Raw genomic sequence first — 24,921 nt, 5'->3', positions numbered from 1 at the left:
GGTGTCAGCGGACCGAGCGGGCGTACGCGGCGGGTGACACGCCGGCGACGGCGCTGAAGTCGCGTACCAGGTGGGCCTGGTCGCTGTAGCCGAGGTCGGCGGCGAGGTCCGCCCAGTTCAATGGGCCGCCGGCGGCCTGTTCGACGGCCTCCTGGAGCCGGTACCGGCGGATCACCCACTTCGGGCCGACGCCGACGTGCTCGGTGAAAAGCCGTTGCAGGCGGCGGACCGGCACGCGGTGCCGGGCGGCGAAGTCGTCGACCCGCAGCACCGTGCGGTCGGTGCGGATCGCCTCGGCCAGCCGGATGGCCTCCTGCGTCGCCGGATCCGGGGCCGGGGCCCACGCGGTGAGCACGGCGTCCAGCGCGCGGCGCCGGTCGTCGTCGGTGCCGCCGCAGACCGGACCGTCGGGGCGGGGCAGACGGCCGGCGGGCAGCGGGAGCCGGCGTCCGGTCAACTCGGCGACCGACCCGCGCCAGAACGGGTGGAAGCCGCCGGGGCGGAACTGCACACCACAGACCCGGCCGGTGCCGGTCAGCGTGATCCGGAACAGGTCGCGACCCACCCCGGCCACCTCACCGTCCTCCGGCCCTTCGCCGGTGCCGTCGTCGTCGCGCCGGAATACCACGTTCACCGCCGGGTGCGGCACCACCCGCTGCTCGAACGGCGCGTCCAACGCCCAGTCGATCAGCCAGTAGTGCTCGACCCACTGGCGCAGCGACTCGGCGGGCAGGTGCCGACGAAAGTGGACCTCGCGCAGCATCCGTACCGGGTCGAGGATCCCCCGGCTGTCGTTGCGCGGTCGCTGTCGCATTTGTTCAAGACCACCCTCATACGCTGGCCCTATGGCAACTCAGACTAGCGATCTGCTGGCCGCTGCCGCGCCGCGAACTGTCGACGTGGTGCGCGGCATCGCCGACGACCAGCTCGACCTGCCCACGCCGTGCCGTGACTACGCTGTCCGCGACCTGCTCAACCACCTCTTCCAGGTGGTGGTGAACTTCCAGGATCTGGCCGTGAAGAGCCAGGTGGAGTGGGCCGAGAAACCGGACCACCTGGGCGACGGCTGGCGGGACCGGTTCGCCGTGGAGACCGACCGCCTTGTCGCCGCCTGGTCGGATCCGTCCACCCTGGAGGGTGTCTCGCCCGGAATGGGTATGCCGCAGGTCGTCGTCGGCGGCATGGCCCTGCTGGACCTGACCGTGCACGGCTGGGACCTCGCCGTCGCCACCGGTCAGCCGTACGAGCCGGCCCCGGAGGTCGTGGCCGAGCTGCACGGGCTGGTCGAGCGGTTGGGTCCGACGGCCCGCCGGATGGGCGTCTTCGCCGACCCCGTCCCGACCCCCACGCCCGGAGCGCCAGACCTGGCCCACCTCCTGTCGCAGACCGGCCGCGCGCCCACCTGGAGTCGTTGACTCGGGTATTCGCTTGGTGAATAGTGGGCGACGTGTCCACGTCGCACGTTCTGCTCGGGTTGCTCGCCGCCGGAAGCCGGCACGGGTACGACCTCAAGCGCGCGCACGACGAGCGGCTGCCCCGGGCCCGGCCGTTGGCCTTCGGGCAGGTCTACGCCACCCTCGGCCGCCTGCAACGCGACGGCCTGGTGGCCGCCGCCGGTCAGGATCGGGCGGCCGGCCCGGACCGCACGACGTACGCGCTGACCGACCCGGGCCGGGCCGCGCTCGACGAGTGGCTGTCCACAGTCGAACCACCCATGCCGTACGTGGCCAGCACGCTCTTCACCAAGGTCGTGGTGGCGCTGCTGGTCGCCGACGTCGACCGGGCCCGGTCCTACCTGATCGCCCAGCGCGGCGCGCACAGCGCACGGCTGCGTGAGTTGACCGCCGCCAAGACCGACCCGGCCGCCACCCTCAGCGACGTGATCGCGGCCGACTTCGCGATCGACCACCTCGATGCCGACCTGCGGTGGCTGCGCGCCACCCTGGACCGGGTCGCCGACTGGCACCGGGAGGTGCACCCGTGACGCAACTCCAGGCTCGCGGCGTGGTTCGGGCGTACGGCCCGACGCCCGCCCTGCGTGGCGTGACGCTCGACGTGGCGGAGGGCGAGATCGTCGCCGTCACCGGGCCCAGTGGCTGCGGCAAGTCGACACTGCTGCACTGCCTGGCGGGGATCCTCCGCCCGGACGCCGGTGAGGTCACCTGGCGTGGTCACCGGATCGACACCTGGTCGGAGGCGGCCCGGTCCCGGTTGCGGCGCACCGAGTTCGGGGTGCTGTTCCAGTTCGGCCAGTTGGTGGCCGAGCTGACCGCGGCGGAGAACGTCTCCCTGCCGCTGCTTCTCGCCGGCACGGGGCGGCGAGAGGCACGGACGGCCGCGCTCACCTGGCTGGAACGGTTCGGGGTGGCCGAACTGGCCGACGTCCGGCCGGGTGAGATGTCCGGCGGTCAGCAGCAGCGCTGCGCCACGGCACGGGCGTTGGTCACCGAGCCACGGGTGCTCTTCGCCGACGAGCCGACCGGCGCACTGGACACGCTCACCGGTGAGCAGGTCCTCACCCAACTGGTCCGGCTCGCCCGTGAGCAGCACACGTCCGTCGTGCTGATCACCCACGAGCCACGGATCGCCGCGTACGCCGATCGGGAGATCATGCTGCGCGACGGCCTGGTGGACCACACGGGCCTGGGGCTGGACGTGCCCCTGGCCGGCGGCGCGCGATGAGACCGGGGACGCTGGTCCGGCTCGCTCTCGCCGGCACCCGCACCGACACCGCCCGGGTGGTGCTCACGGCGGTCAGCGCCCTGCTGGCGACCCTGGCCGGGTTGGCGGCGCTCACCGTGCTGGCCATCGACAAGCCGCCGGGCGACGCCTGGGCGGAGTCGGAGCAGTACCGCAACGCGCTGCTGCGTGAACCGGGGCTGCGCGGCGGGACGGCGTTCGCGTTGCTGATGCTGACCATCCCGGTGCTGGCGTTGGCCGGTCAGTGTGCCCGGCTCGGCGCTCCGGCCCGGGACCGCCGGCTTGCGGCTCTGCGGCTGGCCGGTGCCACACCCGGTCAGGTCACCCGGCTGGCGGTGCTGGAGACCGGGGTGGCCGCCCTGCTGGGCACGCTCGCCGGGCTGGGCGTCCACCTGGCCGGTCGCGAGGTGCTGCACCGTCCGGACGCGCAGGGCCGGCTGGCGCTGCCCACCGACGTGCTGCCGTCGACAGGTGCCATCGCGGCGGTGGTGCTGGGTCTGCCGGTGCTCGCGGCGCTTGCCACCGCCCTGATGCTGCGGACGGTCACCGCGAGTCCGCTCGGGGTGAGCCGTAGGGCACCTCGCGAGCGTGGCCCTCGGCCGTGGGCCGGCATCCTGATCGGGGTCGGCGTGGCGTCGTTCGCCGCGGTCCGCCCGGTGGCGTACCGGTTCGACGGCAACGACGAGGTGCTGGGCTGGCTGGTGCCACTGCTGTTCGTGGCCGGTGCGCTCGCCGCGATGATCGGGGTGGTGATCGGCACCGGCTGGATCTCGTACACCTGCGGTCGGTTGTTGCGGCGGTACGCCCGCCGGCCGCCGGCCCTGCTCGCGGCGGGCCGGCTGATGGCCGACCCGTGGGCGGGCAGCCGCACGTTCGCGGCGCTGCTGGCCGCGGTGATCTTCGGTGCCGGCGCGGCCGCGCTGCGCGCCTACTTCGTCACCCAGGACCAGCTCGACAGGCAGCAGAGCCAGCTTGCCGGCGCGGACGGGAGCGCCGACCCGTTCTACCTGTCCACCATGGACCTGGTCGACGCCGCCGTCGCGGTGGCCATCCTGATCGCGGCGGGTGGGCTGATGGTCGCGCTCGTCGAGGGGATCGTCGCCCGTCGCCGCGCCTACGCCGCGCTCGTCGCCACCGGCGTGCCGCGCGGCACGCTTAGCCGCTCGGTGGTCTGGCAGGCGCTGACCCCCGCGGTGCCGGCGATCCTGCTCGCGCTCGGCGTGGGCGAAGTGCTCGGCCGAGGGCTCTTCCCGCGAGCGGCGACGGGAGGGTCGTCGGCGCAGGTCTGCGACGCCACTGCCGCGCTCTGCGACGACCCGGCCACCCGCGAGCGGTACACGCGGATCGTCGAGACCCCCGGATCTGAGCGGGTGCCGGACGTACCCCTGGAACACCTGGCCTGGCTCGGTGCCGGCGCCCTTGTCGCGGTGCTGGTGACGGTCGGCGTCGGCCTGCTCTTCCTGCGGGTCAGCACCGCCCTGGACGAGCTGCGCACGGCCTGAGTCAGGTCGGGGTGTGGAAGAGGCCGGCCGACCAGGAGATCAGCAGGCCGACGGCGGCCGAGCAGCAGCACACGAGCAGGGCGGCGGCGACCACCGCGAGGATCATCCAGGCGGACATGCGCCGGGTCGCCGACCCCGGCTCGTCCTCATCGGTCATCGCCGCCGCCCGTCGTCAGGCCCGACCCAGGCGGTCCAGGATCCAGGCGTTGATGAACGCCTCCTCGCGCCAGGCGTCGTACCTGCCGCTCGGCCCGCCGTGCCCGGCGCCCATCTCGGTCTTGAGCAGGTAGTCGCCCTGCGGGGCGGTCGCCCGCAGCCGGGCGATCCACTTCGCCGGCTCCGAGTAGAGCACCCGCGTGTCGTTGAGACTGGTCACCGCCAGGATCGCCGGATAGTCAACTGCGGCCACGTTCTCGTACGGCGTGTACGACTTCATGTACGCGTACACCTCGGGGTCGTCCAGCGGGTTGCCCCACTCCTCCCACTCGGTGACGGTAAGCGGCAGCGACGGGTCGAGGATCGAGGTGAGCGCGTCCACGAACGGCACCTGAGCGACGATCCCCGCGAACGCGTCGGGGGCGAGATTGGCCACCGCGCCCATCAGCAGGCCACCGGCCGAGGCGCCCCGGGCGACCAGCCGGTCGCTTGCCGTCCAGCCGGCCTTGACCAGGTGCCGGGCGCAGGCCACGAAGTCGGTGAACGTGTTCTTCTTGGCCAGCATCTTGCCCTGGTCGTACCAGCGTCGGCCCAGCTCACCGCCGCCCCGGGTGTGCGCCACGGCGAAGACCACACCCCGGTCCAGCAGGGACAGTCGGGCCACCGAGAACCACGGGTCCATGCTTGCCTCGTACGAGCCGTAGCCGTACAGCTCGCAGGGCGCCGAGCCGTCCCGGGGAGTGCCCACCCGGCAGACCAGCGAGATCGGCACGCGGGTGCCGTCGTCGGCGAGCGCCCAGTCGCGGTGCTGCTCGTACTCGGCCGGGTCGTACGGCCGTCCGTCCGGCCCGGGCAGCACCGGCTTCTGCTTGCGCAGCACCATCTGCCTGGTGACCAGGTCGTAGTCGTACACCGAGTCCGGGGTGACGAGCGACGAGTAGCGCAGGCGGATCTGCCCGGTGCGGTACTCCGGGTTGGTGTCCAGCCCGACGCTGTACAGCGGCTCGGGGAAGTCGATGTCGTGCGCGTCGTCGCTGCCCACCGGCAGCACCCGCAGGCCGGTGAGCCCATCGGTGCGCAGTGACACCACCAGGTGGTTCGCGAACGCGTCCACCGCCTCCAGCCGGGTGCCGGGTGTGTGCTCGATCAGCGGCACCCAGTCGCCCGGCGCGTCCGCCGAGGTGAACGCCAGCGCGAAGTCCTCCGCGCCGTCGTTGTGCAGGATGAGGAAGCGGTGGCCGTGGTGCTCCACCGCGTACTCGACGCCCTGCCGGCGTGGCGCGACCACGGCCGGGGCGCCCGTCGGGTTGCCGGCGGGGATCACCAGCACCTCGCTGGTGACCTTGCTGTGGATGTCGATGAGGACGAACTTCTCCGAGCGGGTCAGCTCCACGCCGACCCAGAACCGCTCGTCGTCCTCCTGGTGGACGACCACGTCGTCGGCGGAGGCCGAGCCGACGGTGTGCCGCCACACCCGGTTCGGCCGCCAGGCGTCGTCGACGGTCACGTAGAACAGCACCGACGCGTCGGACGACCAGGCCGTGCCGTAGAACGTGTCAGGCACCTCGTCGGGCAGCAGCTCGCCGGTGGTCAGGTCCTTGACGCGCAGGGTGAACCGCTCGTCGCCGGAGAAGTCCGTGGAGTAGGCCAGCCAACGGCCGTCCGGGCTGACGTCGAACGCGCCGAGCGAGAAGAAGTCGTGCCCCGCGGCCAGCTGATTGCCGTCGAGCAGCACCTCCTCGCCGTCGAGCGGGGCACCGTCCGCGCTGACCGGCGGGTCGGTCTCGCCGTCCCGGACGGCTCGGCGGCAGTGCACCCCGTACTGCTGCCCCTCGATCGTCCGGGTGTAGTACCAGTACCCGCCCTTGCGGGTCGGCACCGACAGGTCGGTCTCGAGGGTGCGCCGCCGGGTCTCCTCGAACAGGGCGGTGCGCAGCTCGGCCAGGTGCGCCGTGCGCTCGTCGGTGTACTCGTTCTCGGCGGTCAGGTAGGCGATCGTCTCCGGGTCGTCCTTGACAGCGAGCCAGGCGTACTCGTCGACGACGGTGTCGCCGTGGTGGGTGCGCTCGGTGGGCACCCGCTTCGCCGCGGGCGGGGCAGTCTCGGTGGTCACGGCGGCCACGTTACCGGCAGGCCCGCTCCGCGCGCCGGAGCAGCGGCATCCCGACATCCCTCACCACCGCTTTCGAACACATGTACGATAGCCGGCATGGCGGCAGCAGCGAGTTCCCTCGGCCGGTCCGGAGCCCTCGAGATCACCCGACGGTTGGCGGCGATCTGCGGTCCGCCGTTCTCCCGGCTCGGTGGTCCGGCGGACGAGGTGGCGGGGCGGGCGGCGCGCTGGGTGGCCGTGCCGGGCGGCCCGCACGCCGCCGCCGAGGTCCTTCGGCTGGCCGCCGCACACGACCTGACCGTGGTGCCCCGGGGCGCCGGCACGAAGATCGACTGGGGTGCCCCGCCGGTGCAGGTCGACATCATGCTCGACACCGGGCGGCTGGCCGGTATCGGCCACGAGCCGGTCGGTGCGCCCGTGGCCGAGGTGGGCGCCGGCACACCGCTGCGGGCCGTGCAGGCCACGCTTGAGCGCACCGGGCAACGGCTGGCGTTGGACGCCCCGTCGCCAGGTGCGACGGTGGGCGGGGTGCTGGCCGCCGGTGAGGCCGGTCCACTGCGGCACCGCCACGGCAGCCCCTGCGACCAGCTCCTCGGCGTCCGCTACCTGGGCGCCGACGGTGAGCTGGTCAGCGCCGGAGGCGGCGCGCCCGGTCTCGACCTGGCCCGGCTGCTCTGCGGCTCGCAGGGCGCGCTCGGCGTGCTGGTCTCGGCGAGCCTGCGGGTGCAGCCGGCGCCGGCGAGCCGGCTGTGGGTGTCCCGTCCGGTGTGGACGCCGCTGGAGGTGCACGACCTGGTCCGGATGATCCTCGCCGCCCGGCTGGATCCGGCGGCCGTCGAGCTGGATCTCCCCGCCGGTACGCCCCGGCCGCGGACGCCGTACCCGCCCGGTCATCCGTCCGCCACCGCCCGGGAACGCCACCCGTCGATGTCGGGCCGGCCCGGTGCGCCGTCCCGCGCGGGCAGCCTGGTGGTGCTGCTGGAGGGCGGCCCGGCCGACGTCACCGAACGCGCCGAACGCCTGGTGGGCCTGCTGCACGGGGAGGCGACGGTCGCGCACTCCGCCCCGACGTGGTGGCGGCGTTACCCGTTCGCGCCGGGCGACACGGCGCTGCGGCTGGAGGTGCCGATCAGTGACCTGCACGCGGCCGTGTACGCGCTGCGCGACGCGGCCGGCTCCCCGGTGCCGGTGCGGGGTTCGGCGGGGCTGGGCGTGGTGCACGCAGCGCTGCCCGGCGCGCTGGCACCCGACCGGGTGGCGTCGATCCTGGCCGCCGTTCGGGGGGTGTTGATGGCCCGGGAGGGTCGTTGCGTCGTGGTCTCCGCTCCCGCGCCGGTCCGGCGGGCCGTCGACCTCTGGGGTGAGATCGCCGGTCTCGCCCAGTTGCGGGCCGCGAAGGAGCATCTCGACCCGGATCACCGGCTCGCCCCCGGCCGGCTGCCCGGTGGCCTGTGACCCGTCCGGGTCAGACGGCGTCGTTGCGCAGCACCAGGATGGCGATGTCGTCGCGGGGCGGCTCGACCGAGAAGTTGATCGCGGCGGCGCGCAGTCGGGCGGCCACCACGTCGGCCGAGTAGCCGGCCAGCGGCGCGGCCGCGTCCCGCAGCCGGTCGGTACCGAACAGCTCCCGGCCGCGTCGCCGCTCGGTGACGCCGTCGGTGTAGAAGATGAGCGAGTCGCCCGGGCCGAGGGTGATCTCCGCCGTCGGTGAGGTGATCGTGTCGAGCAGGCCGAGCGCCGTGCCGCCGGTGCCCACGAACCCCGCGCCGCCCTTTCCGGACAGCAGCACCGGTCGGTCGTGCCCCGCCAGATGCAGCGCGACGTCCAGCTGGTCGCCACCGCCCGGGCCGATCGCCGCCAGAGCCAACGTGCAGTACCTGCCGCCGCCCCGCTCGACAAGCGTCTCGTTGAGTCGGGACAGCACCTCCGGCAGCGGCTTGCCGTCGCCGACCAGCACGCGGATCACGTCCCGGACCAGCCCGGTCACCGCGGCGGCCTGTACGCCCTTGCCCGAGACGTCGCCGATCACCACCAGCGAACGCCCGTCGGGCAGCGGCACCACGTCGTAGAAGTCGCCGCCGACCTCCGCGTCGTCGCCGGTCGGGACGTACTCGGCGGCGAAGCCGATCCCGTCGACCACCGGCAGCACCGGGGGCAGCAGGGACTGCTGGAGGGTCTGCGCCACGCGCCGCCGCTCGGCGTGGATGCGGGCGTTCTCGATGGCCAGCGCGGCCCGACGGGCGACGTCCTCCAGGACGGACACCTCGTCCGGGTCGTGCCGGTGCCGCTGGTGCCGGCCCACGGCGAGGGTGCCGAGCCGCTGCCCGCGCGCGATCAGCGGAACCGCGAAACCCTCCATCGGACCGCCGAGCGGGATCTGCGCCGCACTGCGCGACGCCTCGCGCAGCCGCGCCTGGATCGAGTCCGGGCCGGTCTCCGCCAGCACCTTGTGCAGCTGCGGCAGCACCGACTCGTCGGCGTGGGTAGCCGCCGCCAACCGCAGCCGGCCCCACTCGTCGGTGGTGTGCACCGCGCACCACTGGCCGAGCCGCGGCACCACCAGCTGCGGGATCAACGCCATGGTCAGTTCGACATCCAACGACTGGGCCAGCAGTTCGCTCGCCTCGGCCAGGAACGTCAACCACGCCTGCCGGCGGACGTCGGCCCGGCGCAGCCTGTCGTTCTCCAGGTGCAGCGACAGCCGCTCGGCGGTCAGCACCGCCAGCGGCCGGGCGTACGCGGACGGCGCGGCGTCCAACTCCAGCTCCCCGCCGTACGGGCGGTGCACGGTCAGTGGCACCTGGAGCAGTTCGCTGCCGAGGCGCGGCTGTCGGCCGATGCGGGCCAGCACCTGCCGGCCCTGCCCGTCGCCCCGGTCCAGGCGGATCACGCCGCCGGCCGCTCCCACCATCTCGGCGAGCCTGCTGAGCAGGCCGGCGGCGAAGTCGGGCAGCGGGTCGTCCGCGTACATGTCGGGGGTGGTCTGCATGAGTTCGCTCATGGCGCTGGCGCTCGGGCCGGCGCTGCCCGCGGCCGTGCCTGTCGGTGTCGCGTTGCCGGCGGCGTCGGGCGGGTCGGCGTCGGGCCGGTCCAGCCGGAACCAGACGCCCTTGCCGGTGGGCAGGTACGTGGTGCCCCACCGGCTGGCGAAGTGGTCGACCAGCAGCAGGCCACGGCCCCGCTCGGACACCTCGTCGATCTCGGTGGCGTCGTTTCGGGTGCCGACGGTCAGTTCGTCGCCGGGCCCGGCCGCGAAGTCGGAGACGGTCACGGTGAGCCCCACCTCGTCGGCGACGACGTCGATGTCCAACTCGGTGCGGGCGTGCTCGACGGCGTTGGTGGTCAGCTCGGTGGTGAGCAGCAGAGCCTCGTTGGCCAGTTCGTCGAGGTGCGCCTCGGTCAGCACCGAGCGGACGACCGCGCGGGCGGCGGCGGGGGTACGCCGGTCGGCGGGCAGTCTGACATGCCGGACCGCCCCGTTCCGGGCCCCGGCCGTCGCGGGCCCCGCCTCGGCTGACACCTTCGTATCCTCCATCGTCCTTGCGCCGGCTGCCAAGCCGATCACCGTCGTGGCGGACGTTCGTGGTTCCCCGGGCTGTAGCGCGCCGTTTCGTCACCCGGACGAGGTCTGCGACGCACCGTACCGGATCGGTTGCCCGTGGGTGGATCGGTTGCGGTACCCGGGGGGTCCGGCGGGTCGCGAACCCTGGCACCGCGGCGCGCGCGGGCACAATATGGGGTGCCGGTGTGTCCGCACGGACCGGCGCCCCCGAGTTGAGCGAGGAATGATGACCACGGCGAAGCAGTCGGTGGCGGATCCGTCCGCCTCCGACCACGAGGCGCTCCTCGGTGAGTTGACCGAGGCGCTGCGACGGATCGGCCGCGGCGATCTGAAGGTCCGGCTTCCCCGCCGTGCTGGCAAGGCCGGTGAGGTGGCGGACGCCTTCAACGAGGTGGTATCGCTCCAGGAGCGGCAGTACCTGGACCTGCGGCGGATTAGCCGGATCGTCGGCCGGGACGGTCGGCTCACCGAACGGCTGGACGACGAGGGGCTGGACGGGTCCTGGGCGGAGGGGCAGCGGGCGATCAACTCGCTGATCGACGACCTGGGCCGGCCGACCACGGAGATCGCCCGGGTGATCGTGGCGGTCGCCGACGGCGACCTGTCGCAGCACATGGCGCTGGAGATCGACGGCCGGCCGCTGCGCGGTGAGTACCTGCGCATCGGTCGCACGGTCAACACGATGGTCGACCAGTTGTCGTCGTTCTCGAACGAGGTGACCCGGGTCGCCCGTGAGGTGGGCACCGAGGGCAAGCTGGGCGGTCAGGCGGACGTCCGGGGTGTCGCCGGCACCTGGAAGGACCTCACCGACTCGGTGAACACCATGGCGTCGAACCTGACTGGCCAGGTGCGGTCGATCTCGCAGGTGGCGACGGCGGTGGCCAAGGGCGACCTGTCGCAGAAGATCACGGTCGGCGCGCGCGGTGAGGTGGCGGAGTTGGCCGCCACGATGAACTACCTCACGGACACGCTGCGGCTCTTCGCCGAGCAGGTGACCCGGGTGGCCCGTGAGGTGGGCACCGAGGGCAAGCTGGGCGGCCAGGCCGAGGTGCCGAACGTCGCGGGCACGTGGAAGGACCTGACCGACAGCGTCAACTCGATGGCGTCGAACCTGACCGCCCAGGTCCGCAACATCGCGCAGGTCTCCACGGCTGTGGCACGCGGTGATCTGTCGCAGAAGATCACCGTGGCGGCGCAGGGCGAGATCCTGGAGCTGAAGGACACCGTCAACACGATGGTGGACCAGTTGTCGTCGTTCGCGGACGAGGTGACCCGGGTCGCGCGTGAGGTGGGCATCGAGGGCAAGTTGGGCGGCCAGGCGCAGGTGCGGGGCGTCTCCGGCACCTGGCGGGACCTCACCGAGAACGTCAACCAGCTCGCCGGCAACCTGACCAGCCAGGTCCGCAACATCTCCCAGGTCTCCACGGCGGTGGCCAAGGGCGACCTGTCGCAGAAGATCACTGTGGACGCGCAGGGCGAGATCCTGGAGCTGAAGAACACTGTCAACACGATGGTGGACCAGTTGTCGTCGTTCGCGGACGAGGTGACCCGGGTCGCGCGTGAGGTGGGCACCGAGGGCAACCTGGGCGGTCAGGCGCAGGTCAAGGGCGTCAGCGGTACGTGGCGGGACCTGACGGACAACGTGAACTCGATGGCGTCGAACCTGACCAGCCAGGTCCGCAACATCGCCTCGGTGACCACGGCTGTGGCGAAGGGTGACCTGTCGCAGAAGATCACGGTGGACGCCCGGGGCGAGATCCTGGAGTTGAAGTCGACTGTCAACACGATGGTTGACCAGTTGTCGTCGTTCGCCGACGAGGTGACCCGGGTGGCCCGCGAGGTGGGCACCGAGGGCAAGCTCGGCGGGCAGGCCCAGGTACGCGGGGTCGCCGGCACCTGGCGGGACCTGACGGACAACGTGAACTCGATGGCGTCGAACCTGACCGCCCAGGTCCGCAACATCGCCCAGGTCTCCACGGCTGTGGCGAAGGGTGACCTGTCGCAGAAGATCACTGTGGACGCCCGGGGCGAGATCCTGGAGTTGAAGTCGACTGTCAACACGATGGTTGACCAGTTGTCGTCGTTCGCCGACGAGGTGACCCGGGTGGCCCGTGAGGTGGGCACCGAGGGCAAGCTCGGTGGTCAGGCGCAGGTCAAGGGCGTCAGCGGTACGTGGCGGGACCTGACCGACAACGTGAACTCGATGGCGTCGAACCTGACCAGCCAGGTCCGCAACATCGCCTCGGTGACCACCGCCGTGGCGAAGGGTGACCTGAGCCAGAAGATCACCGTGGACGCGCAGGGCGAGATCCTGGAGCTGAAGTCGACAGTCAACACGATGGTCGACCAGCTGTCGTCGTTCGCCGACGAGGTGACCCGGGTCGCCCGCGAGGTCGGCATCGAGGGCAAGCTCGGTGGTCAGGCGCAGGTCAAGGGCGTCTCCGGCACCTGGCGGGACCTCACCGAGAACGTCAACCAGCTCGCCTCCACGCTCACCACCCAGTTGCGGGCCATCGCCCAGGTGTCCACGTCGGTGACCAGGGGCGACCTGACCCAGCGGATCGCGGTCAAGGCGCAGGGCGAGGTCGCCGAGCTGAAGGACAACATCAACCAGATGATCGTCACCCTTCGGGAGACGACCAAGAAGAACGCCGAGCAGGGCTGGCTGGACTCCAATTTGGCCCGCATCGGCGGCCTGTTGCAGGGTCAGCGGGACCTGGGCGAGGTCTGCCGCATGATCATGACGGAGGTGACCCCGCTCGTCGACGCCCAGCTCGGTGCCTTCTTCCTCGCCGACGACACCGACGGCAGCATGCGGCTGCGGCTGACCTCGTCGTACGGGTACGTGGCGCGGGGGCACGACGTCACCTTCGGCCCGGGTGAGGGGCTGGTCGGGCAGACCGCCCTGTCCCGCCGGACGATCCGGGTCAGCGCCTCGCCGGACAGCCGACTCACCCTGCGCTCCGGGCTGGCCGCGACACCCCCATCGGACCTGGTGGTGCTCCCCGTCCTCTTCGAGGGCGAACTGCTCGGGGTGATCGAGTTCGCGAGCGTGGACGCCTTCTCCGAACTGCACCTGTCGTTCCTGGAGCGGCTGGTGCTGACCATCGGCATCGCGGTAAACACCATCCAGGCCAACAGGCGTACGGAGGAGCTGCTGGCCCAGTCGCAGCGGCTCGCCCACGAGTTGCAGGAGCAGTCGGCCGAGTTGCAGCGCACGAACGCCGAACTGGAGGAGAAGGCCACTCTGCTGTCCGAGCAGAAGGGCAACATCGAGACGAAGAACCGGGAGATCGAGCTGGCCCGGCTCGGCCTGGAGGAGAAGGCGCAGCAGCTCACCCGGGCGTCGGCGTACAAGTCGGAGTTCCTGGCGAACATGAGCCACGAGCTGCGTACGCCTCTGAACTCCTTGCTGCTGTTGGCGCGTCTGCTTGCGGAGAACTCGGAGCAGAACCTGACCCCGAAGCAGATCGAGTTCGCCCGGACCATCCACGGCTCCGGCTCGGACCTGCTGCGGCTCATCGACGACATCCTGGACCTGTCCAAGATCGAGGCGGGCCGGATGGACGTCGAGCCGACCGAGATCCGCTTCGCGGAGATCCGCGGGTACGTCGAGCAGGCGTTCGCGCCGCAGGCCGAGGAGAAGAACCTCGACTTCCAGGTACGCGTGAGCAAGGATCTGCCGCCCGCGCTGGTCACCGACGCGCAGCGGTTGCAGCAGATCCTGCGCAACCTGCTGTCCAACGCGGTGAAGTTCACCGACAACGGCGCGGTGACGCTGCGGATCGCCCCGGCGGCCGAGAACGCGGTATTCGACGTGCCGGCGCTGACGAACGCCCAGCAGGTGATCGCGTTCACGGTGATCGACACCGGGATCGGGATCTCCGACGACAAGCTGTCGATCATCTTCGAGGCGTTCCAGCAGGCGGACGGCACCACGAGCCGTCGCTACGGTGGCACCGGCCTCGGACTGTCGATCAGCCGCGATCTGGCCCGGCTGATCGGTGGCACCATCACCGTGTCGTCGGCGCCCGGTCAGGGTTCGACGTTCACGCTGTTCGTACCCCAGGTGCTGGCTCCGGACGCGGTGGTCGCGCCCGCGCCGCCGTCGCCGCAGCGCGCCGGTCTGCCGTCGTCGCTGCTGATGCCGCCGCTGGAGCTGTTGGCGGAGCGGCCGGAGGCGCCGGTCACCCGGCAGTTGGACGGCGCCACGGTGCTGATCGTGGACGACGACGTGCGGAACGTCTTCGCCCTGACCAGCGCATTGGAGCTGCACGGAATGACCGTGCTGTACTCGGACAACGGGGCGGACGGCGTCCGCCTGCTGGCCGAGCATCCGGAGGTGGACATCGTGCTGATGGACGCCATGATGCCGGACCAGGACGGGTACGAGACGACCCGCCAGATCCGCCGCAACCACCGGTTCGCGGACCTGCCTGTGGTGTTCCTGACCGCGAAGGCGATGCCTGGTGACCGCGAGTCGGCGCTCGCGGCCGGTGGCAGCGACTACATCACCAAGCCGGTCGACCTGGACGATCTGATCGAGTTGATGTCGTCCTGGATCAGCGGCAGCCGGACTGAGGAGACCTCGTGACCCAGATGGCCAAGGCGCTGCTCGTGGACGACCGGCGGGAGAATCTGATGGCCCTGGAGGCGATCCTCCAGGGCCTGCCGGTCCAGTCGGTGGCGGTGGAGAGCGGCGAGGCGGCCCTCAAGCAGTTGCTTGTGGACGACTTCGCGGTGATCCTGCTGGACGCGCAGATGCCGGACATGGACGGCTTCGAGACGGCCAGTCACATCAAGCGTCGGGAGCGGACCCGGCACGTGCCGATCATCTTCCTCACCGCCGCCGACCGGGACGCCCAGCTCGCGCTCCGGGGCTACCAGGTGGGCGCTGTGGACTACCTCACCAAGCCGTTCGACCCGTGGGTGCTGCGGGCCAAGGTGTCGGTCTTCGTCGAGTTGTGGGTGAAGACCCGGCAGTTGGCGGCCCAGTCGGACCTGGTCCGGGAGCGCGACACGCAGTGGCGGCGGCTCACCGACGCGGTCGACGAGGCGACGACGCTGCTGCGTTCGGACGACGTCCAGGCCCGTGACCGGGCCGTGCGTCTGCTGGAGCAGGCCCGCTGGGGCAACACCGACTGACCGGGCCGGTCAGGCCTCGCCCGGTCGGGCGTGGCCGGTGGCGGCCCGACGGATTCGCCAGCGTTCACCCAGCGAGTCGATCTCTTCCTGGACGAAGAGGAAGAAGTCGCGCATCTCGGCCACCCGTTCGCCGGCTGGCGTGTCGGGGCCGTTGAGGGCTGCCACTCCGCCGTCGGCCACGTCGATGAAGGTCTTGTAGAGCCCGGTCTTGGTGATGGTGGCCTCGTACCAGGGGTTCTCAGGCATCCGGTAGCGGTCCCGGCGGGAGCGGGGGACCGGCTCGCGGATCAGCATGCCGAACTGGGTGAGGTAGCGCACAGCCCCGCTGACGGCGGCCGCGCTCACCCCGAGCCGCTCGCCGATCTCGGCGGCGGTCAGCGGATCGTCGGCGCTCATCACCGTGAACAGCACCCGGGCGGCCATCCGCGGGAAGCCGACCTCGGCGAAGGTCAACGCCATCCGCTCGACGAAGAGGTGCACCGGGTCGTGGCTGTCGCCGGCTGCCATGGTGGTCCCCTTCCGCGTGTGGTGTAGCCCTCGATGGTGCCGAGGTCTCACAGTCTTCACAACTTTGTGAAACGAGTGTAGCTTCCGATACATGGAAACTCCCATTTCGGTGTCCGGCCTGGTCAAGACCTTCGGCCGGACCCGGGCGCTCGACGGTCTGAACCTGACCGTCCGCGCCGGCGAGGTGCACGGCTTCCTCGGCCCCAACGGCGCTGGCAAGTCGACTGCCATCCGGGCACTGCTCGGCCTGCTGCGGACCGACGCCGGGACCCTCCGCCTCCTCGGTGGCGACCCGTGGCGCGACGCGGTGGCCCTGCACCGCCGGCTGGCGTACGTGCCGGGCGACGTCACGCTCTGGCCCAACCTCTCCGGCGGCGAGGTCATCGACCTGCTCGGCCGGATGCGCGGCGGCCTCGACCCGGCCCGCCGGGCCGAACTGCTCGACACCTTCGAGCTGGACCCCCGTAAGAAGGGCCGGGCCTACTCCAAGGGCAACAGGCAGAAGGTCGGCCTGGTGGCGGCCCTCGCCTCCGACGCCGAACTGCTCATCCTGGACGAGCCCACCTCCGGCCTGGACCCCCTCATGGAGGAGGTCTTCCAGCACTGGGTCCGCCGGGCGAAGGCCGACGGCCGCACCGTGCTGCTGTCCAGCCACATCCTGGCCGAGGTGGAGGCGCTCTGCGACAGGGTGACGATCATCCGCAACGGACGGGACGTGGAGACCGGCACCCTGACCGAGCTGCGTCACCTGCGACGCACCTCGATCGAGGCCGAGCTGACCGGACCGGTGGACGGACTGGGCCAGCTCACCGGCGTACACGACCTGCGGGTGGACGGGAGCCGCGTGCGCTTCGACGTCGAGAACGCCGCGCTGGACGCCGCGCTGCGCCGGCTCACCGAGATCGGCGTACGGAGCCTGGTCAGCCAACCGCCGACGTTGGAGGAGCTGTTCCTGCGGCACTACCAGGCCGAGCAGGTGCGGTCGTGAACGCGACGAGTGAGCCGGGCCTGCGAGCCCCGCAGTCGCGAACGAAACGCAGATCAGCGACCGCGCTTACCGGCACCCGGCACCTGGTGCGGCTCATCCTGCGCCGGGACCGGGTGCTGCTGCCGATCTGGATCCTGCTGCTGGCGGTGCTGCCGGCCAGCTACGCCAGCACGTACGCCGAGCTGTACCCGACCGCCGCCGAGCGGGCCGCGTACCTGGCCGGCACGGCGAGCAACCCGTCGATCGTCGCACTGCTCGGCCCGGTGTACGGCGACAGCGTCGGCGCGCTCACCGTCCAGCGGGCCGGCCTGCTCGCCCTGGTCGTCGCCCTGGTCAGCGTGCTCACCGTGGTGCGGCACACCCGTACCGAGGAGGAGGCCGGTCGCCGGGAGTTGCTCGGCGCGACGGTGCTGGGCCGGTACGCCGGGCTGACCGCCGCGCTGCTGGTGACGTACGCGGCGAATGTGCTTCTCGGTCTGCTCACCGCCGCGGGTCTGGCCGCCGCTGGCCAGCCTGGCGCCGGTTCGCTGCTCTTCGGCGCGGGGGTGGCGCTCACCGGCATCGCCTTCGCCAGCGTCGGCGGGTTGGCCGCGCAGCTCACCGAGAGCGCCGGGGGTGCGCGCGGGATCGGCCTGGGTGTGCTCGGGTTGGCGTTCCTGCTGCGGCTGGGCGGCGACGCCGGCGGGTCGGGTGGCACCGGCGGGAGCGCCGAGTGGCTGAGCTGGCTCTCACCGCTGGGCTGGGCGGCCCGGGGTCGGGCCTTCGCCGACGAGCGGTGGTGGGTGCTGCTGCTTCCGGTGCTGTTCAGCGTGGCTGTCGCGCTCGTCGCGTACCCCGTCTCGGTGCGTCGTGACCTCGGCGCCGGAGTGTTCCCGCCCCGGCTCGGCCCGGCGAGCGCCGGCCGTGGGCTCACCGGCCCGTTCGGCCTGGCCTGGCGACTGCACCGGGGTCAGTTGCTCGGGTGGACCGTCGGCTTCGGGCTGCTCGGCCTCGTGCTGGGCGGCGCGGCTGACGCGGCAGGCGACGCGGTGCAGGGCAACCAGCAGGTCGCCGAGATCCTGGCCCGCCTCGGCGGCACGTCGGCGCTCGCCGAGGCGTACCTCGGTGGGACGTTGAGCCTGACCGCGCTGGCCGCCGCCGGGTACGGCATCCAGGCCGCGCTGCGGGCGCGGGCCGAGGAGACCGCCGGGCGGGCCGAGCCGCTGCTCGCCACCGGGGTGAGCCGGACCCGCTGGTTGGCGGCGCACCTGCTCTTCGCGCTGCTCGGCCCGGCGCTGGTGCTGGCCGTGGCGGGGCTCGCCACCGGGCTGGCGTACGGCCTCAGTGTGGGTGACGTCGGCCGTGAGCTGCCCCGGATGCTCGGTGCCGGGCTGGCCCAGGTGCCTGCGGTCTGGGTGCTGTCCGGGTTGGCGGCGCTGCTGGTGGGCTGGCTGCCCCGGTTCTCCGGTGCGGCGTGGGCGGTGCTCGCGGGTTGCCTGCTGCTCGGTCAGTTGGGCGCGGTGCTCAAGCTGAGTCAGTGGGCGCTTGACGTCTCCCCGTTCACGCACACCCCGCAGGTCCTGGGTGACACCTGGACGGCGACGCCGCTGGCGGCGCTGACGGTGATCGCGGCGGCGCTCCTGGCCCTGGCCCTGCGCACGTTCCGATCCCGCGACATCCCCACCCTCTGACCCGTGCCGATCATGAGGCTGGCGGGTGTTGCGGGCACCTGATCGCCCGTCAACCTCATGATCAACGGCGTTTGACCGGCAGGCGTGCGGGTTGGTCAGCCGGTGGGTTGGTCGTTGCGGATCATCAGGGCGCTGCGCAGGCCGGTGATGTCCAGGACGCGGATCAGGAAGTCGCCCACGTGGGTGAGCATCAGCAGGCTCTGCGCGTGGCTGGCCTTGCGGCTGAGGACGACAAGTGTGCCCAGGCCCTGCGAGTCGCAGAACGTGACGCCACCGAGGTCGAGCACGATGCGCGGCGGCGGGTCGGCCAGCACCTCGTTGACGACTGTGGAGAGCTGGGCGGCCGTGAGCATGTCGATCTCACCGGCCAGGCGCAGCACTGCTTCGTCGCCCGTCCGGTGTAGCGTGATGGACAGTTCGGCACGATCCACCCGGTCAGCCTAGCGCGATCCAGGCGACCCGGCCTGTCGAGGCCGCGAGCCGCGCCCGACGGGCTCCGACGAGCGCCGATGGCGGGTGAGCCCGGTAACCCCGGCCCGGGGTGGCTGCTGGTTGGCCGTTCGGCGCTGACACAATGGCGGCATCGTGACCGACATCGTTTCCGCCGGATCTGGCCGTTACCCGGCCGACGCGCCGGCCTCCGAGGCCCTGTTCGACCGCGCCCGCGCCATCGTGCCGGGCGGGGTGAACTCCCCCGTGCGTGCCTTCCAGGCGGTCGGCGGCGCCCCACGTTTCATGGTCCGCGGCGAGGGCGCGTGGCTGTACGACGCCGACGACCGCCGCTACGTCGACCTGGTCTGCTCGTGGGGTCCGCTGATCCTCGGGCACGCCCACCCGGAGGTGGTGGACGCCGTGCAGGCCGCCGCCGCCCGGGGCACCAGCTTCGGCACCCCCACCCCCGGTGAGGTGGAGCTGGCCGCCGAGCTGGTGGACCGGACGCCGATGGAGCAGGTACGCCTGGTCAACTCCGGCACCGAGGCGACCATGTCGGCGATCCGGCTGGCTCGCGGCTTCACCGGCCGCTCCAAGATCGTCAAGTTCGCGGGCTGCTACCACGGCCACGTCGACGCGCTGCTCGCCTCCGCCGGGTCCGGCGTGGCCACCCTCGGCCTGCCCGACTCGCCGGGCGTGACGGGCGCGGCGGCCAGCGAGACGATCGTCCTGCCGTACAACGACATCCGGGCCGTCGAGGAGGCCTTCGCCGCCGAGGGCCAGCACATCGCCGCGGTGATCACCGAGGCGGCCGCCGGCAACATGGGCGTGGTGGCCCCCCGCGACGGCTTCAACCAGCAGCTCGCCCGGATCGCGCACGCCCACGGCGCGCTGCTCGTGGTGGACGAGGTGATGACCGGGTTCCGGGTCTCCCGCGCCGGGTGGCACGGCCTCGACGCCTCCGACGCCGACCTGTGGACGTACGGCAAGGTCATGGGGGGTGGCCTGCCCGCCGCCGCGTTCGGCGGGCGCGCGGAGATCATGTCGCGGCTCGCGCCGGCCGGCCCGGTCTACCAGGCCGGCACGCTCTCCGGTAACCCGCTGGCCTGCGCCGCCGGCCTGGCCACGCTGCGGCTCGCCGACGACGCGCTCTACCGACGCCTCGACGAGACGGCCGCCGTCGTGGGCAAGCTCGCGTCCGACGCGCTTGCCGCCGCCGGGGTCCCGCACCGGCTGTCGTACGCGGGCAGCATGTTCTCGATCTTCTTCACCGACGCCGACGTCGTGGACTACGACAGCGCCCGCACCCAGCAGGTGCCGGCGTTCAAGGCGTTCTTCCACGCGATGCTCGCCGCCGGCGTCTACCTGCCGCCGAGCGCGTTCGAGTCGTGGTTCGTGTCGGCGGCGATCGACGACGCCGCACTGGAGCACATCGCCGCCGCGCTGCCGACGGCGGCAAACGCGGCGGCAGCGGCTGGTCACGGGGGGTAGCAAACGGTGAGCAAGACGACGGTCCACGTGCTCCGGCACGGCGAGGTGCACAACCCCGACCAGATCCTCTACGGCCGGCTGCCCGGTTTCCGCCTGTCCGAGCTGGGTGTGCAGATGGCCAAGGCCGCCGCGGAGGGTCTCGCCGAGCGGGAGATCGTGCACGTGGTGGCCAGCCCTCTGGAACGCGCCCAGCAGACCGCCGAGCCGATCGCCGCCCAGTTCGGGCTGCCGGTCGGGGTGGACGAGCGGCTGATCGAGAGCGCCAACTGGTTCGAGGGCAAGAAGGTGTCCCCGGGTGACGGGTCGTTCCGCGACCCGCGCAACTGGTGGGTGCTGCGTGACCCGGTGACGCCGTCCTGGGGTGAGGCGTACCGGGTGATCGCCGAGCGGATGTTCGCTGCCGTGCACGCCGCCCGGGTCGCCGCCGAGGGGCGCGAGGCCGTGCTGGTGTCGCACCAACTCCCCATCTGGACGCTGCGCCGGTACGTCGAACGCAAGCGGCTCTGGCACGACCCGCGCAAGCGGCAGTGCGGGCTGGCCAGTCTCACGTCGTTCCACTTCGACGGCGCGAAGGTGGTGGGCATCGGCTACAGCGAGCCCGCCGCCCACCTGATCGCTCTCTCCGCGACAGCCCGGACGGCCAAGGGGGCCTGATGAACGCCCGGAGGTGGACCGCCGGTCTGCTCGCCACAGTCGCCGCGGTGGCGCTTGTCGGCTGCACGTCGTCCAAAGGGCAGGAGAAGACCTGCACGACCACCACCGATGGGATCTTCGAGTGCGCGCCGGACCAGCGCTCGGCCCCTCCGAAGCTCGCCGGTGAGCTGCTCACCGGCGGCACGTACGACGTCGACCAGGCCCGTGGGCAGGTCGTGGTGGTCAACTTCTGGGGCTCCTGGTGCGCGCCGTGCCGAGCCGAGGCCGACGACCTGGAGGCCACCTACCAGGCCACGAAGGCCTCCGGGGTGACGTTCCTCGGCATCAACGTCCAGGACTCGCGGGACAAGGCCAAGGCGTTCGAGGAGGGCCGGGTCACCTATCCGAGCCTCTTCGACCCGTCCAGCCGGTTGGCGCTCGACCTGGACATCCCACCGAACACCGTCCCGGCGACCGTGGTGCTCGACCGGGACGGTCGGACCGCCGCCGTGATCCGGGCAGCGGTCAAGCAGGAGGGTCTGCAACCGATCGTCGAGCGGATCGCCGCCGAGAAGCCGACCTCGAACTGATGGGCGAGACCTTCCGGGAGTTGGCGCTGAGCGGGCCGCTCCTGCTCGCCATCGGCGCGGCGGCACTCGCCGGCCTGGTCAGCTTCCTGTCCCCATGCGTGCTCCCGCTGGTCCCCGGCTACCTGTCGTACGTCACGGGTCTGGCCGGCGCGGACCTCGAAGGCCGCCGGCCTCAGGCGGACCCGGCGCCCGACGGCGCCGGGGGCGTCGCGGTCCGGGAACGGTCCGCCGTGGTGGCCGTGAAGGGCCGGGTGCTCGCCGGGACGCTGCTCTTCATCGCCGGCTTCACAGTCGTCTTCGTCGCCACCGCGATCCTGTTCGCCGGCATCGGCCGGGTCTTCTTCGAGTACGAGCGGCAGCTGGAGATCGTCGTCGGCGCGCTGATCATCGTGCTCGGGCTGGGCTACCTCGGGATGATCCCGGCGCTGCAGCGGGAGTTCCGGATCTCCCGGCTGCCGTCGGCCGGGCTGCTGGGCGCACCGGTCTTCGGCGCTGTCTTCGCGCTCAGTTGGGTGCCCTGCACCGGCCCGACGCTCGGCGCCGTGATGGGGATGGCGGCCACCAGCGGCCAGAGCGACCGTGCCGTGGTGCTCGCCGTGGCGTACTGCCTCGGGCTGGGGCTACCGTTCGTCGTGTTCGGGCTGGGCTTCCAGCGCCTGCTCGGGGTCTTCCGCGCCATCCGGCGCAACAGCCGCTGGGTCACCCGGGTCGGCGGCGCCCTGCTCATCCTGATCGGCCTGGCGCTTGTCACCGGCGGGTGGCAGAGCTTCGTGATCTGGTTGCAGACCACCGTAGGGGTGGGCGAGGTGAGCATCTGATGACTGTCGTCGACGACCGGCCGGAGGCCGAGGCACCGGCACCCCGGCGCCGGCCCAACCGGCTGCTGGCCCTGCTGCGCAACTCGTGGCGGCAGCTCACCAGCATGCGTACGGCGCTGATCCTGCTCTTCCTGCTCGCGGTCGCCGCCATTCCCGGCTCGGTGCTGCCGCAGCGCGGGATCAGCCCGGAGAAGGTCAACCAGTACTTCGTCGACCACCCCGACTGGGCGCCCCGACTGGACCGGATCGGCGCGTTCGAGGTCTTCGGCTCGGTCTGGTTCTCCGCCATCTACCTGCTGCTGTTCACCTCGCTGATCGGCTGCATCACGCCCCGGCTGCGCGATCACGTCCGGGCTCTGCGCTCCCGGCCGCCGGTCGCGCCGAAGCGGCTGGCACGGCTGCCGCAGCACACCGTGCTGCCCGCCCCGGCCGGCGGCGCGGCGGCCGTCGCCGAGGTGCTGCGCAAGCGGCGCTGGCGCGTCGAGGTACGCGGCGACGAGGTCTCCGCCGAGAAGGGCTACCTCAAGGAGACAGGCAACCTGCTGTTCCACACCTCGCTGATCGCGGTGCTGATCGGCGTCGCGCTCGGCTCGTGGTACGGCTGGAGCGGCAACCGCCTGCTGGTGGCGGGCGCGGACAACGCGTTCTGCAACACCCGTCAGCAGTACGCCGAGGCGAAGCTCGGCCCCCGGGTGGACAGCGCCGACCTGCCCCGCTTCTGCCTGCGGCTGGACGACTTCCAGGCCCGGTTCCTGGACAGCGGTCAGCCGGAGTTCTTCAACGCCACGGTGACCGTCGACGGCCCCGACGAGCCGACCCGTCGGGCGGACTTCTCGGTGAACGCGCCGCTGCGCCTGAACGACGCGAGCGTCTACCTGCTCGGCCACGGGTACGCCCCGGTGATCCGCTACACCGACCGGTTCGGTCGAAGCCAGACCAGCACCACGCCATTCCTGACCACCGGCGACATGGGTCTGACGAGCGAGGGTCTTGCCGCCTTCCCGGACGCCAACGTCGACCCGCAGACCGGCAAGCGGGCACCGGACCAGCAGATGGCGTTCACAGGCATCTACCTGCCCACCGCGCCGCAGCAGGCCCCGTTCGTGCGCTCGGAGTACCCGACCGAGCGCAACCCGGCGCTGAACCTGGTCGCCTACCGGGGCAACCTCGGTCTGGACGCCGGCATCCCCGGCTCGGTCTACCAACTCGACCAGCGGCAGGTACGCGCCGGCAAGGTCAAGGAGGTCGGCACCAAGCTGCTCCGCAAGGGGGAGAGCTGGACGCTCGACGACGGCACGACTGTCGAGTTCCTGGGCACCGAGCGGTACGTCACGCTCTCCGTCCGGCACGATCCCGGCTCGACGATGCTGCTGGTGAGCTGTGGTTTCCTGCTGGTCGGGCTGATGGGCTCGCTGTTCGGCAAGCGCCGCCGGGTCTTCTTCCGGGTGGTGCCCGCCGACCCGGCGGAAGGATCTCCGACGAGCGGTAGTAGCTTGATGGAGGCCGGTGGGTTGCCGCGCACCGACTATCCAGGGTTCGCCGACGAGTTCGCACAGCTCGTCGCCGCTGTCCGCGGTGACGAACAAGCGGCCGGGCGGGCCGGCGCGCGAGAAGGAGCCGAGTGATGTCCGCACTCTCCGACAATCTGGTGACCTTCGCGATCCTGGCGTATCTGGTCGCGATGATCGGCCACGCCGTGGAGTACGCGCTGGGCAACGCGCGTACCCGGGTCGCCGCCGCGGCTCCCGTACGCGAACTGGTCGGTGCCGGTGGTGGTGTCGTCCCGACGCCGCCCGCGCCCGTACCGTCGTCGCCCGCCGCCGACCGCTCGGCGGCGCGTGCCCGACTCGCGGGCCTGATCGGGGTGGGCGCCACGGCCGTCGCCGCCGCCCTGCACCTCGCGGCACTTGTCACCCGCGGCCTCGCGGCCGACCGGATGCCGTGGGGCAACATGTACGAGTTCGTGCTCACGGTGACGTTCATCGGGGTCGCGGCCTGGCTGGTGGTGCTCTGGAAGCGGCCGTCGCTGCGCAAGCTCGGCCTGTTCCTCACCCTGGTGATGGTGCTGCTCGTGGCCACCGCCGAGCTGGTGCTGTACGTGCCGATCGTGCCGCTGGTGCCGGCCCTGAACTCGTACTGGTTCGTCATCCACGTGTCGACGATCGTCTTCGCGTCAGGCATCTTCCTGTTCGGCGCGGTGCCGGCGGTCGGCTTCCTGATGCGCAGCGGGTACGAGCAGGGCAAGCGGAGCTTCCCGTACACCCTCGCCAAGCGGCTGCCCGGCGCGGCCAGCCTGGAGCGGCTGACCTTCTCGCTGCACGCCTTCGCGTTCCCGATCTTCACGTTCGCGGTGATCGCCGGCGCGATCTGGGCCGAGGCGGCCTGGGGGCGGCCGTGGGGCTGGGACCCGAAGGAGACCTGGGCGTTCATCTCCTGGGTGGTGTACGCCGGCTACCTGCACGCCCGCGCCACGCCAAGCGTGAAGCGCAACGTGGCCACCTGGATCGCGGTGGTCGGCTTCCTCACGGTGCTGATGAACCTGTTCGGCGTGAACATCTTCTTCACCGGCCTGCACTCGTACGGCGGGCTGGACTGACCCTCTCGACCCGGCACT

At 71.9% G+C, this 24,921-nt stretch carries 21 protein-coding genes; 15 read left to right on the top strand and 6 right to left on the bottom strand.

Annotated features, from left to right (window positions below; translation table 11 throughout):
• Positions 1–4: 4 nt before the first annotated feature.
• On the bottom strand, positions 5–814 hold the full coding sequence (locus tag AB0N27_RS16300; RefSeq protein ID WP_364369439.1) for an AraC family transcriptional regulator: 810 nt from the start codon (positions 812–814) through the stop codon (positions 5–7).
• Between the two features lie 31 nt (positions 815–845).
• On the opposite strand from AB0N27_RS16300, the gene AB0N27_RS16295 reads away from it, so the two are divergent.
• Genes AB0N27_RS16295 through AB0N27_RS16280 form a run of 4 tightly spaced genes read left to right on the top strand, consistent with a single transcriptional unit; the run spans position 846 to position 4,202 of the window.
• The gene (locus tag AB0N27_RS16295) at positions 846–1,415 is read left to right on the top strand and encodes a TIGR03086 family metal-binding protein (protein ID WP_364369436.1); all 570 of its coding nucleotides are present in this window, start codon (positions 846–848) and stop codon (positions 1,413–1,415) included.
• Between the two features lie 32 nt (positions 1,416–1,447).
• Positions 1,448–1,984: a PadR family transcriptional regulator gene (locus tag AB0N27_RS16290; protein WP_364369433.1), complete on the top strand. Its 537-nt coding sequence runs from the start codon at positions 1,448–1,450 to the stop codon at positions 1,982–1,984.
• Positions 1,981–2,682: an ABC transporter ATP-binding protein gene (locus tag AB0N27_RS16285; protein WP_364369430.1), complete on the top strand. Its 702-nt coding sequence runs from the start codon at positions 1,981–1,983 to the stop codon at positions 2,680–2,682. The genes AB0N27_RS16290 and AB0N27_RS16285 overlap by 4 nt, the downstream gene beginning before the upstream one ends.
• Positions 2,679–4,202 carry an FtsX-like permease family protein gene (locus AB0N27_RS16280; protein WP_364369426.1) on the top strand — a complete coding sequence of 508 codons (1,524 nt, stop codon included), beginning with the start codon at positions 2,679–2,681 and terminating at the stop codon, positions 4,200–4,202. The genes AB0N27_RS16285 and AB0N27_RS16280 overlap by 4 nt, the downstream gene beginning before the upstream one ends.
• A 1-nt stretch (position 4,203) precedes the next feature.
• Here the strand turns inward: AB0N27_RS16280 and AB0N27_RS16275 are convergent, their stop codons facing one another.
• Both AB0N27_RS16275 and AB0N27_RS16270 read right to left on the bottom strand, forming a co-directional pair.
• Complete coding sequence (locus AB0N27_RS16275) at positions 4,204–4,359, bottom strand: hypothetical protein (RefSeq protein WP_364369423.1); 156 nt, start codon at positions 4,357–4,359, stop codon at positions 4,204–4,206.
• Between the two features lie 15 nt (positions 4,360–4,374).
• Positions 4,375–6,471: a S9 family peptidase gene (locus AB0N27_RS16270; protein WP_364369420.1), complete on the bottom strand. Its 2,097-nt coding sequence runs from the start codon at positions 6,469–6,471 to the stop codon at positions 4,375–4,377.
• Positions 6,472–6,567: 96 nt separating this feature from the next.
• Here AB0N27_RS16270 and AB0N27_RS16265 point away from each other — a divergent pair, with 96 nt between their 5' ends.
• Complete coding sequence (locus tag AB0N27_RS16265) at positions 6,568–7,926, top strand: FAD-binding oxidoreductase (RefSeq protein ID WP_364369417.1); 1,359 nt, start codon at positions 6,568–6,570, stop codon at positions 7,924–7,926.
• A gap of 10 nt (positions 7,927–7,936) precedes the next feature.
• Here the strand turns inward: AB0N27_RS16265 and AB0N27_RS16260 are convergent, their stop codons facing one another.
• Positions 7,937–9,991, bottom strand: coding sequence for a SpoIIE family protein phosphatase (locus AB0N27_RS16260; RefSeq protein ID WP_364369414.1), 2,055 nt, complete (start codon positions 9,989–9,991; stop codon positions 7,937–7,939).
• Between the two features lie 268 nt (positions 9,992–10,259).
• On the opposite strand from AB0N27_RS16260, the gene AB0N27_RS16255 reads away from it, so the two are divergent.
• Positions 10,260–14,627 (top strand): HAMP domain-containing protein, encoded by a 4,368-nt coding sequence (locus AB0N27_RS16255; protein WP_364369411.1) that lies wholly within the window; start codon positions 10,260–10,262, stop codon positions 14,625–14,627.
• Positions 14,624–15,178 (top strand): response regulator, encoded by a 555-nt coding sequence (locus tag AB0N27_RS16250; protein WP_364369408.1) that lies wholly within the window; start codon positions 14,624–14,626, stop codon positions 15,176–15,178. The genes AB0N27_RS16255 and AB0N27_RS16250 overlap by 4 nt, the downstream gene beginning before the upstream one ends.
• Positions 15,179–15,187: 9 nt before the next feature.
• On the opposite strand, the gene AB0N27_RS16245 is transcribed toward AB0N27_RS16250, so the two are convergent.
• Entirely contained in the window at positions 15,188–15,685 is a 498-nt protein-coding gene (locus AB0N27_RS16245; protein WP_364369405.1) for a helix-turn-helix domain-containing protein, read from the bottom strand.
• Between the two features lie 91 nt (positions 15,686–15,776).
• On the opposite strand from AB0N27_RS16245, the gene AB0N27_RS16240 reads away from it, so the two are divergent.
• Both AB0N27_RS16240 and AB0N27_RS16235 read left to right on the top strand, forming a co-directional pair.
• Positions 15,777–16,673 carry an ABC transporter ATP-binding protein gene (locus AB0N27_RS16240; protein ID WP_364369402.1) on the top strand — a complete coding sequence of 299 codons (897 nt, stop codon included), beginning with the start codon at positions 15,777–15,779 and terminating at the stop codon, positions 16,671–16,673.
• The gene (locus AB0N27_RS16235; RefSeq protein ID WP_364369399.1) at positions 16,670–18,343 is read left to right on the top strand and encodes an ABC transporter permease; all 1,674 of its coding nucleotides are present in this window, start codon (positions 16,670–16,672) and stop codon (positions 18,341–18,343) included. Before AB0N27_RS16240 ends, AB0N27_RS16235 begins: the two co-directional genes overlap by 4 nt.
• A gap of 95 nt (positions 18,344–18,438) precedes the next feature.
• On the opposite strand, the gene AB0N27_RS16230 is transcribed toward AB0N27_RS16235, so the two are convergent.
• Positions 18,439–18,774 (bottom strand): STAS domain-containing protein, encoded by a 336-nt coding sequence (locus AB0N27_RS16230; RefSeq protein ID WP_007454492.1) that lies wholly within the window; start codon positions 18,772–18,774, stop codon positions 18,439–18,441.
• A gap of 154 nt (positions 18,775–18,928) precedes the next feature.
• Between AB0N27_RS16230 and hemL the strand changes: the two genes are divergently transcribed.
• The 6 genes from hemL to ccsB are packed head-to-tail and all read left to right on the top strand — an operon-like array spanning position 18,929 to position 24,903.
• Positions 18,929–20,266, top strand: coding sequence for a glutamate-1-semialdehyde 2,1-aminomutase (hemL, locus tag AB0N27_RS16225; RefSeq protein ID WP_364369395.1), 1,338 nt, complete (start codon positions 18,929–18,931; stop codon positions 20,264–20,266).
• A 6-nt stretch (positions 20,267–20,272) separates the two neighbouring features.
• The gene (locus tag AB0N27_RS16220; RefSeq protein ID WP_354815974.1) at positions 20,273–20,920 is read left to right on the top strand and encodes a histidine phosphatase family protein; all 648 of its coding nucleotides are present in this window, start codon (positions 20,273–20,275) and stop codon (positions 20,918–20,920) included.
• The gene (locus tag AB0N27_RS16215) at positions 20,920–21,489 is read left to right on the top strand and encodes a TlpA disulfide reductase family protein (RefSeq protein WP_364369392.1); all 570 of its coding nucleotides are present in this window, start codon (positions 20,920–20,922) and stop codon (positions 21,487–21,489) included. Before AB0N27_RS16220 ends, AB0N27_RS16215 begins: the two co-directional genes overlap by 1 nt.
• A complete protein-coding gene (locus tag AB0N27_RS16210; RefSeq protein ID WP_364369388.1) occupies positions 21,489–22,307 on the top strand; it encodes a cytochrome c biogenesis protein CcdA in 819 nt (272 codons plus the stop codon). Before AB0N27_RS16215 ends, AB0N27_RS16210 begins: the two co-directional genes overlap by 1 nt.
• A complete protein-coding gene (locus tag AB0N27_RS16205) occupies positions 22,307–23,932 on the top strand; it encodes a cytochrome c biogenesis protein ResB (protein ID WP_364369385.1) in 1,626 nt (541 codons plus the stop codon). Before AB0N27_RS16210 ends, AB0N27_RS16205 begins: the two co-directional genes overlap by 1 nt.
• Entirely contained in the window at positions 23,932–24,903 is a 972-nt protein-coding gene (gene ccsB / locus AB0N27_RS16200) for a c-type cytochrome biogenesis protein CcsB (protein ID WP_364369383.1), read from the top strand. The genes AB0N27_RS16205 and ccsB overlap by 1 nt, the downstream gene beginning before the upstream one ends.
• Positions 24,904–24,921: the final 18 nt, after the last annotated feature.

The sequence above is a fragment of the Micromonospora sp. NPDC093244 genome (assembly GCF_040683695.1).
Lineage (GTDB): Bacteria > Actinomycetota > Actinomycetes > Mycobacteriales > Micromonosporaceae > Micromonospora.
Note: the sequence above shows the minus strand (reverse complement) of the source record. Positions and strands in the feature narration are given on the sequence as shown.

Coding starts and splice junctions, on each gene's coding strand:
- AB0N27_RS16215 (WP_364369392.1), top strand. CDS start 20,920: ATGAACGCCCGGAGGTGGACCGCCGGTCTGCTCGCCACAGTCGCCGCG.
- AB0N27_RS16210 (WP_364369388.1), top strand. CDS start 21,489: ATGGGCGAGACCTTCCGGGAGTTGGCGCTGAGCGGGCCGCTCCTGCTC.
- AB0N27_RS16300 (WP_364369439.1), bottom strand. CDS start 814: ATGCGACAGCGACCGCGCAACGACAGCCGGGGGATCCTCGACCCGGTA.
- AB0N27_RS16295 (WP_364369436.1), top strand. CDS start 846: ATGGCAACTCAGACTAGCGATCTGCTGGCCGCTGCCGCGCCGCGAACT.
- AB0N27_RS16265 (WP_364369417.1), top strand. CDS start 6,568: ATGGCGGCAGCAGCGAGTTCCCTCGGCCGGTCCGGAGCCCTCGAGATC.
- AB0N27_RS16255 (WP_364369411.1), top strand. CDS start 10,260: ATGACCACGGCGAAGCAGTCGGTGGCGGATCCGTCCGCCTCCGACCAC.
- AB0N27_RS16275 (WP_364369423.1), bottom strand. CDS start 4,359: ATGACCGATGAGGACGAGCCGGGGTCGGCGACCCGGCGCATGTCCGCC.
- ccsB (WP_364369383.1), top strand. CDS start 23,932: ATGTCCGCACTCTCCGACAATCTGGTGACCTTCGCGATCCTGGCGTAT.
- AB0N27_RS16240 (WP_364369402.1), top strand. CDS start 15,777: ATGGAAACTCCCATTTCGGTGTCCGGCCTGGTCAAGACCTTCGGCCGG.
- AB0N27_RS16245 (WP_364369405.1), bottom strand. CDS start 15,685: ATGGCAGCCGGCGACAGCCACGACCCGGTGCACCTCTTCGTCGAGCGG.
- AB0N27_RS16205 (WP_364369385.1), top strand. CDS start 22,307: ATGACTGTCGTCGACGACCGGCCGGAGGCCGAGGCACCGGCACCCCGG.
- AB0N27_RS16280 (WP_364369426.1), top strand. CDS start 2,679: ATGAGACCGGGGACGCTGGTCCGGCTCGCTCTCGCCGGCACCCGCACC.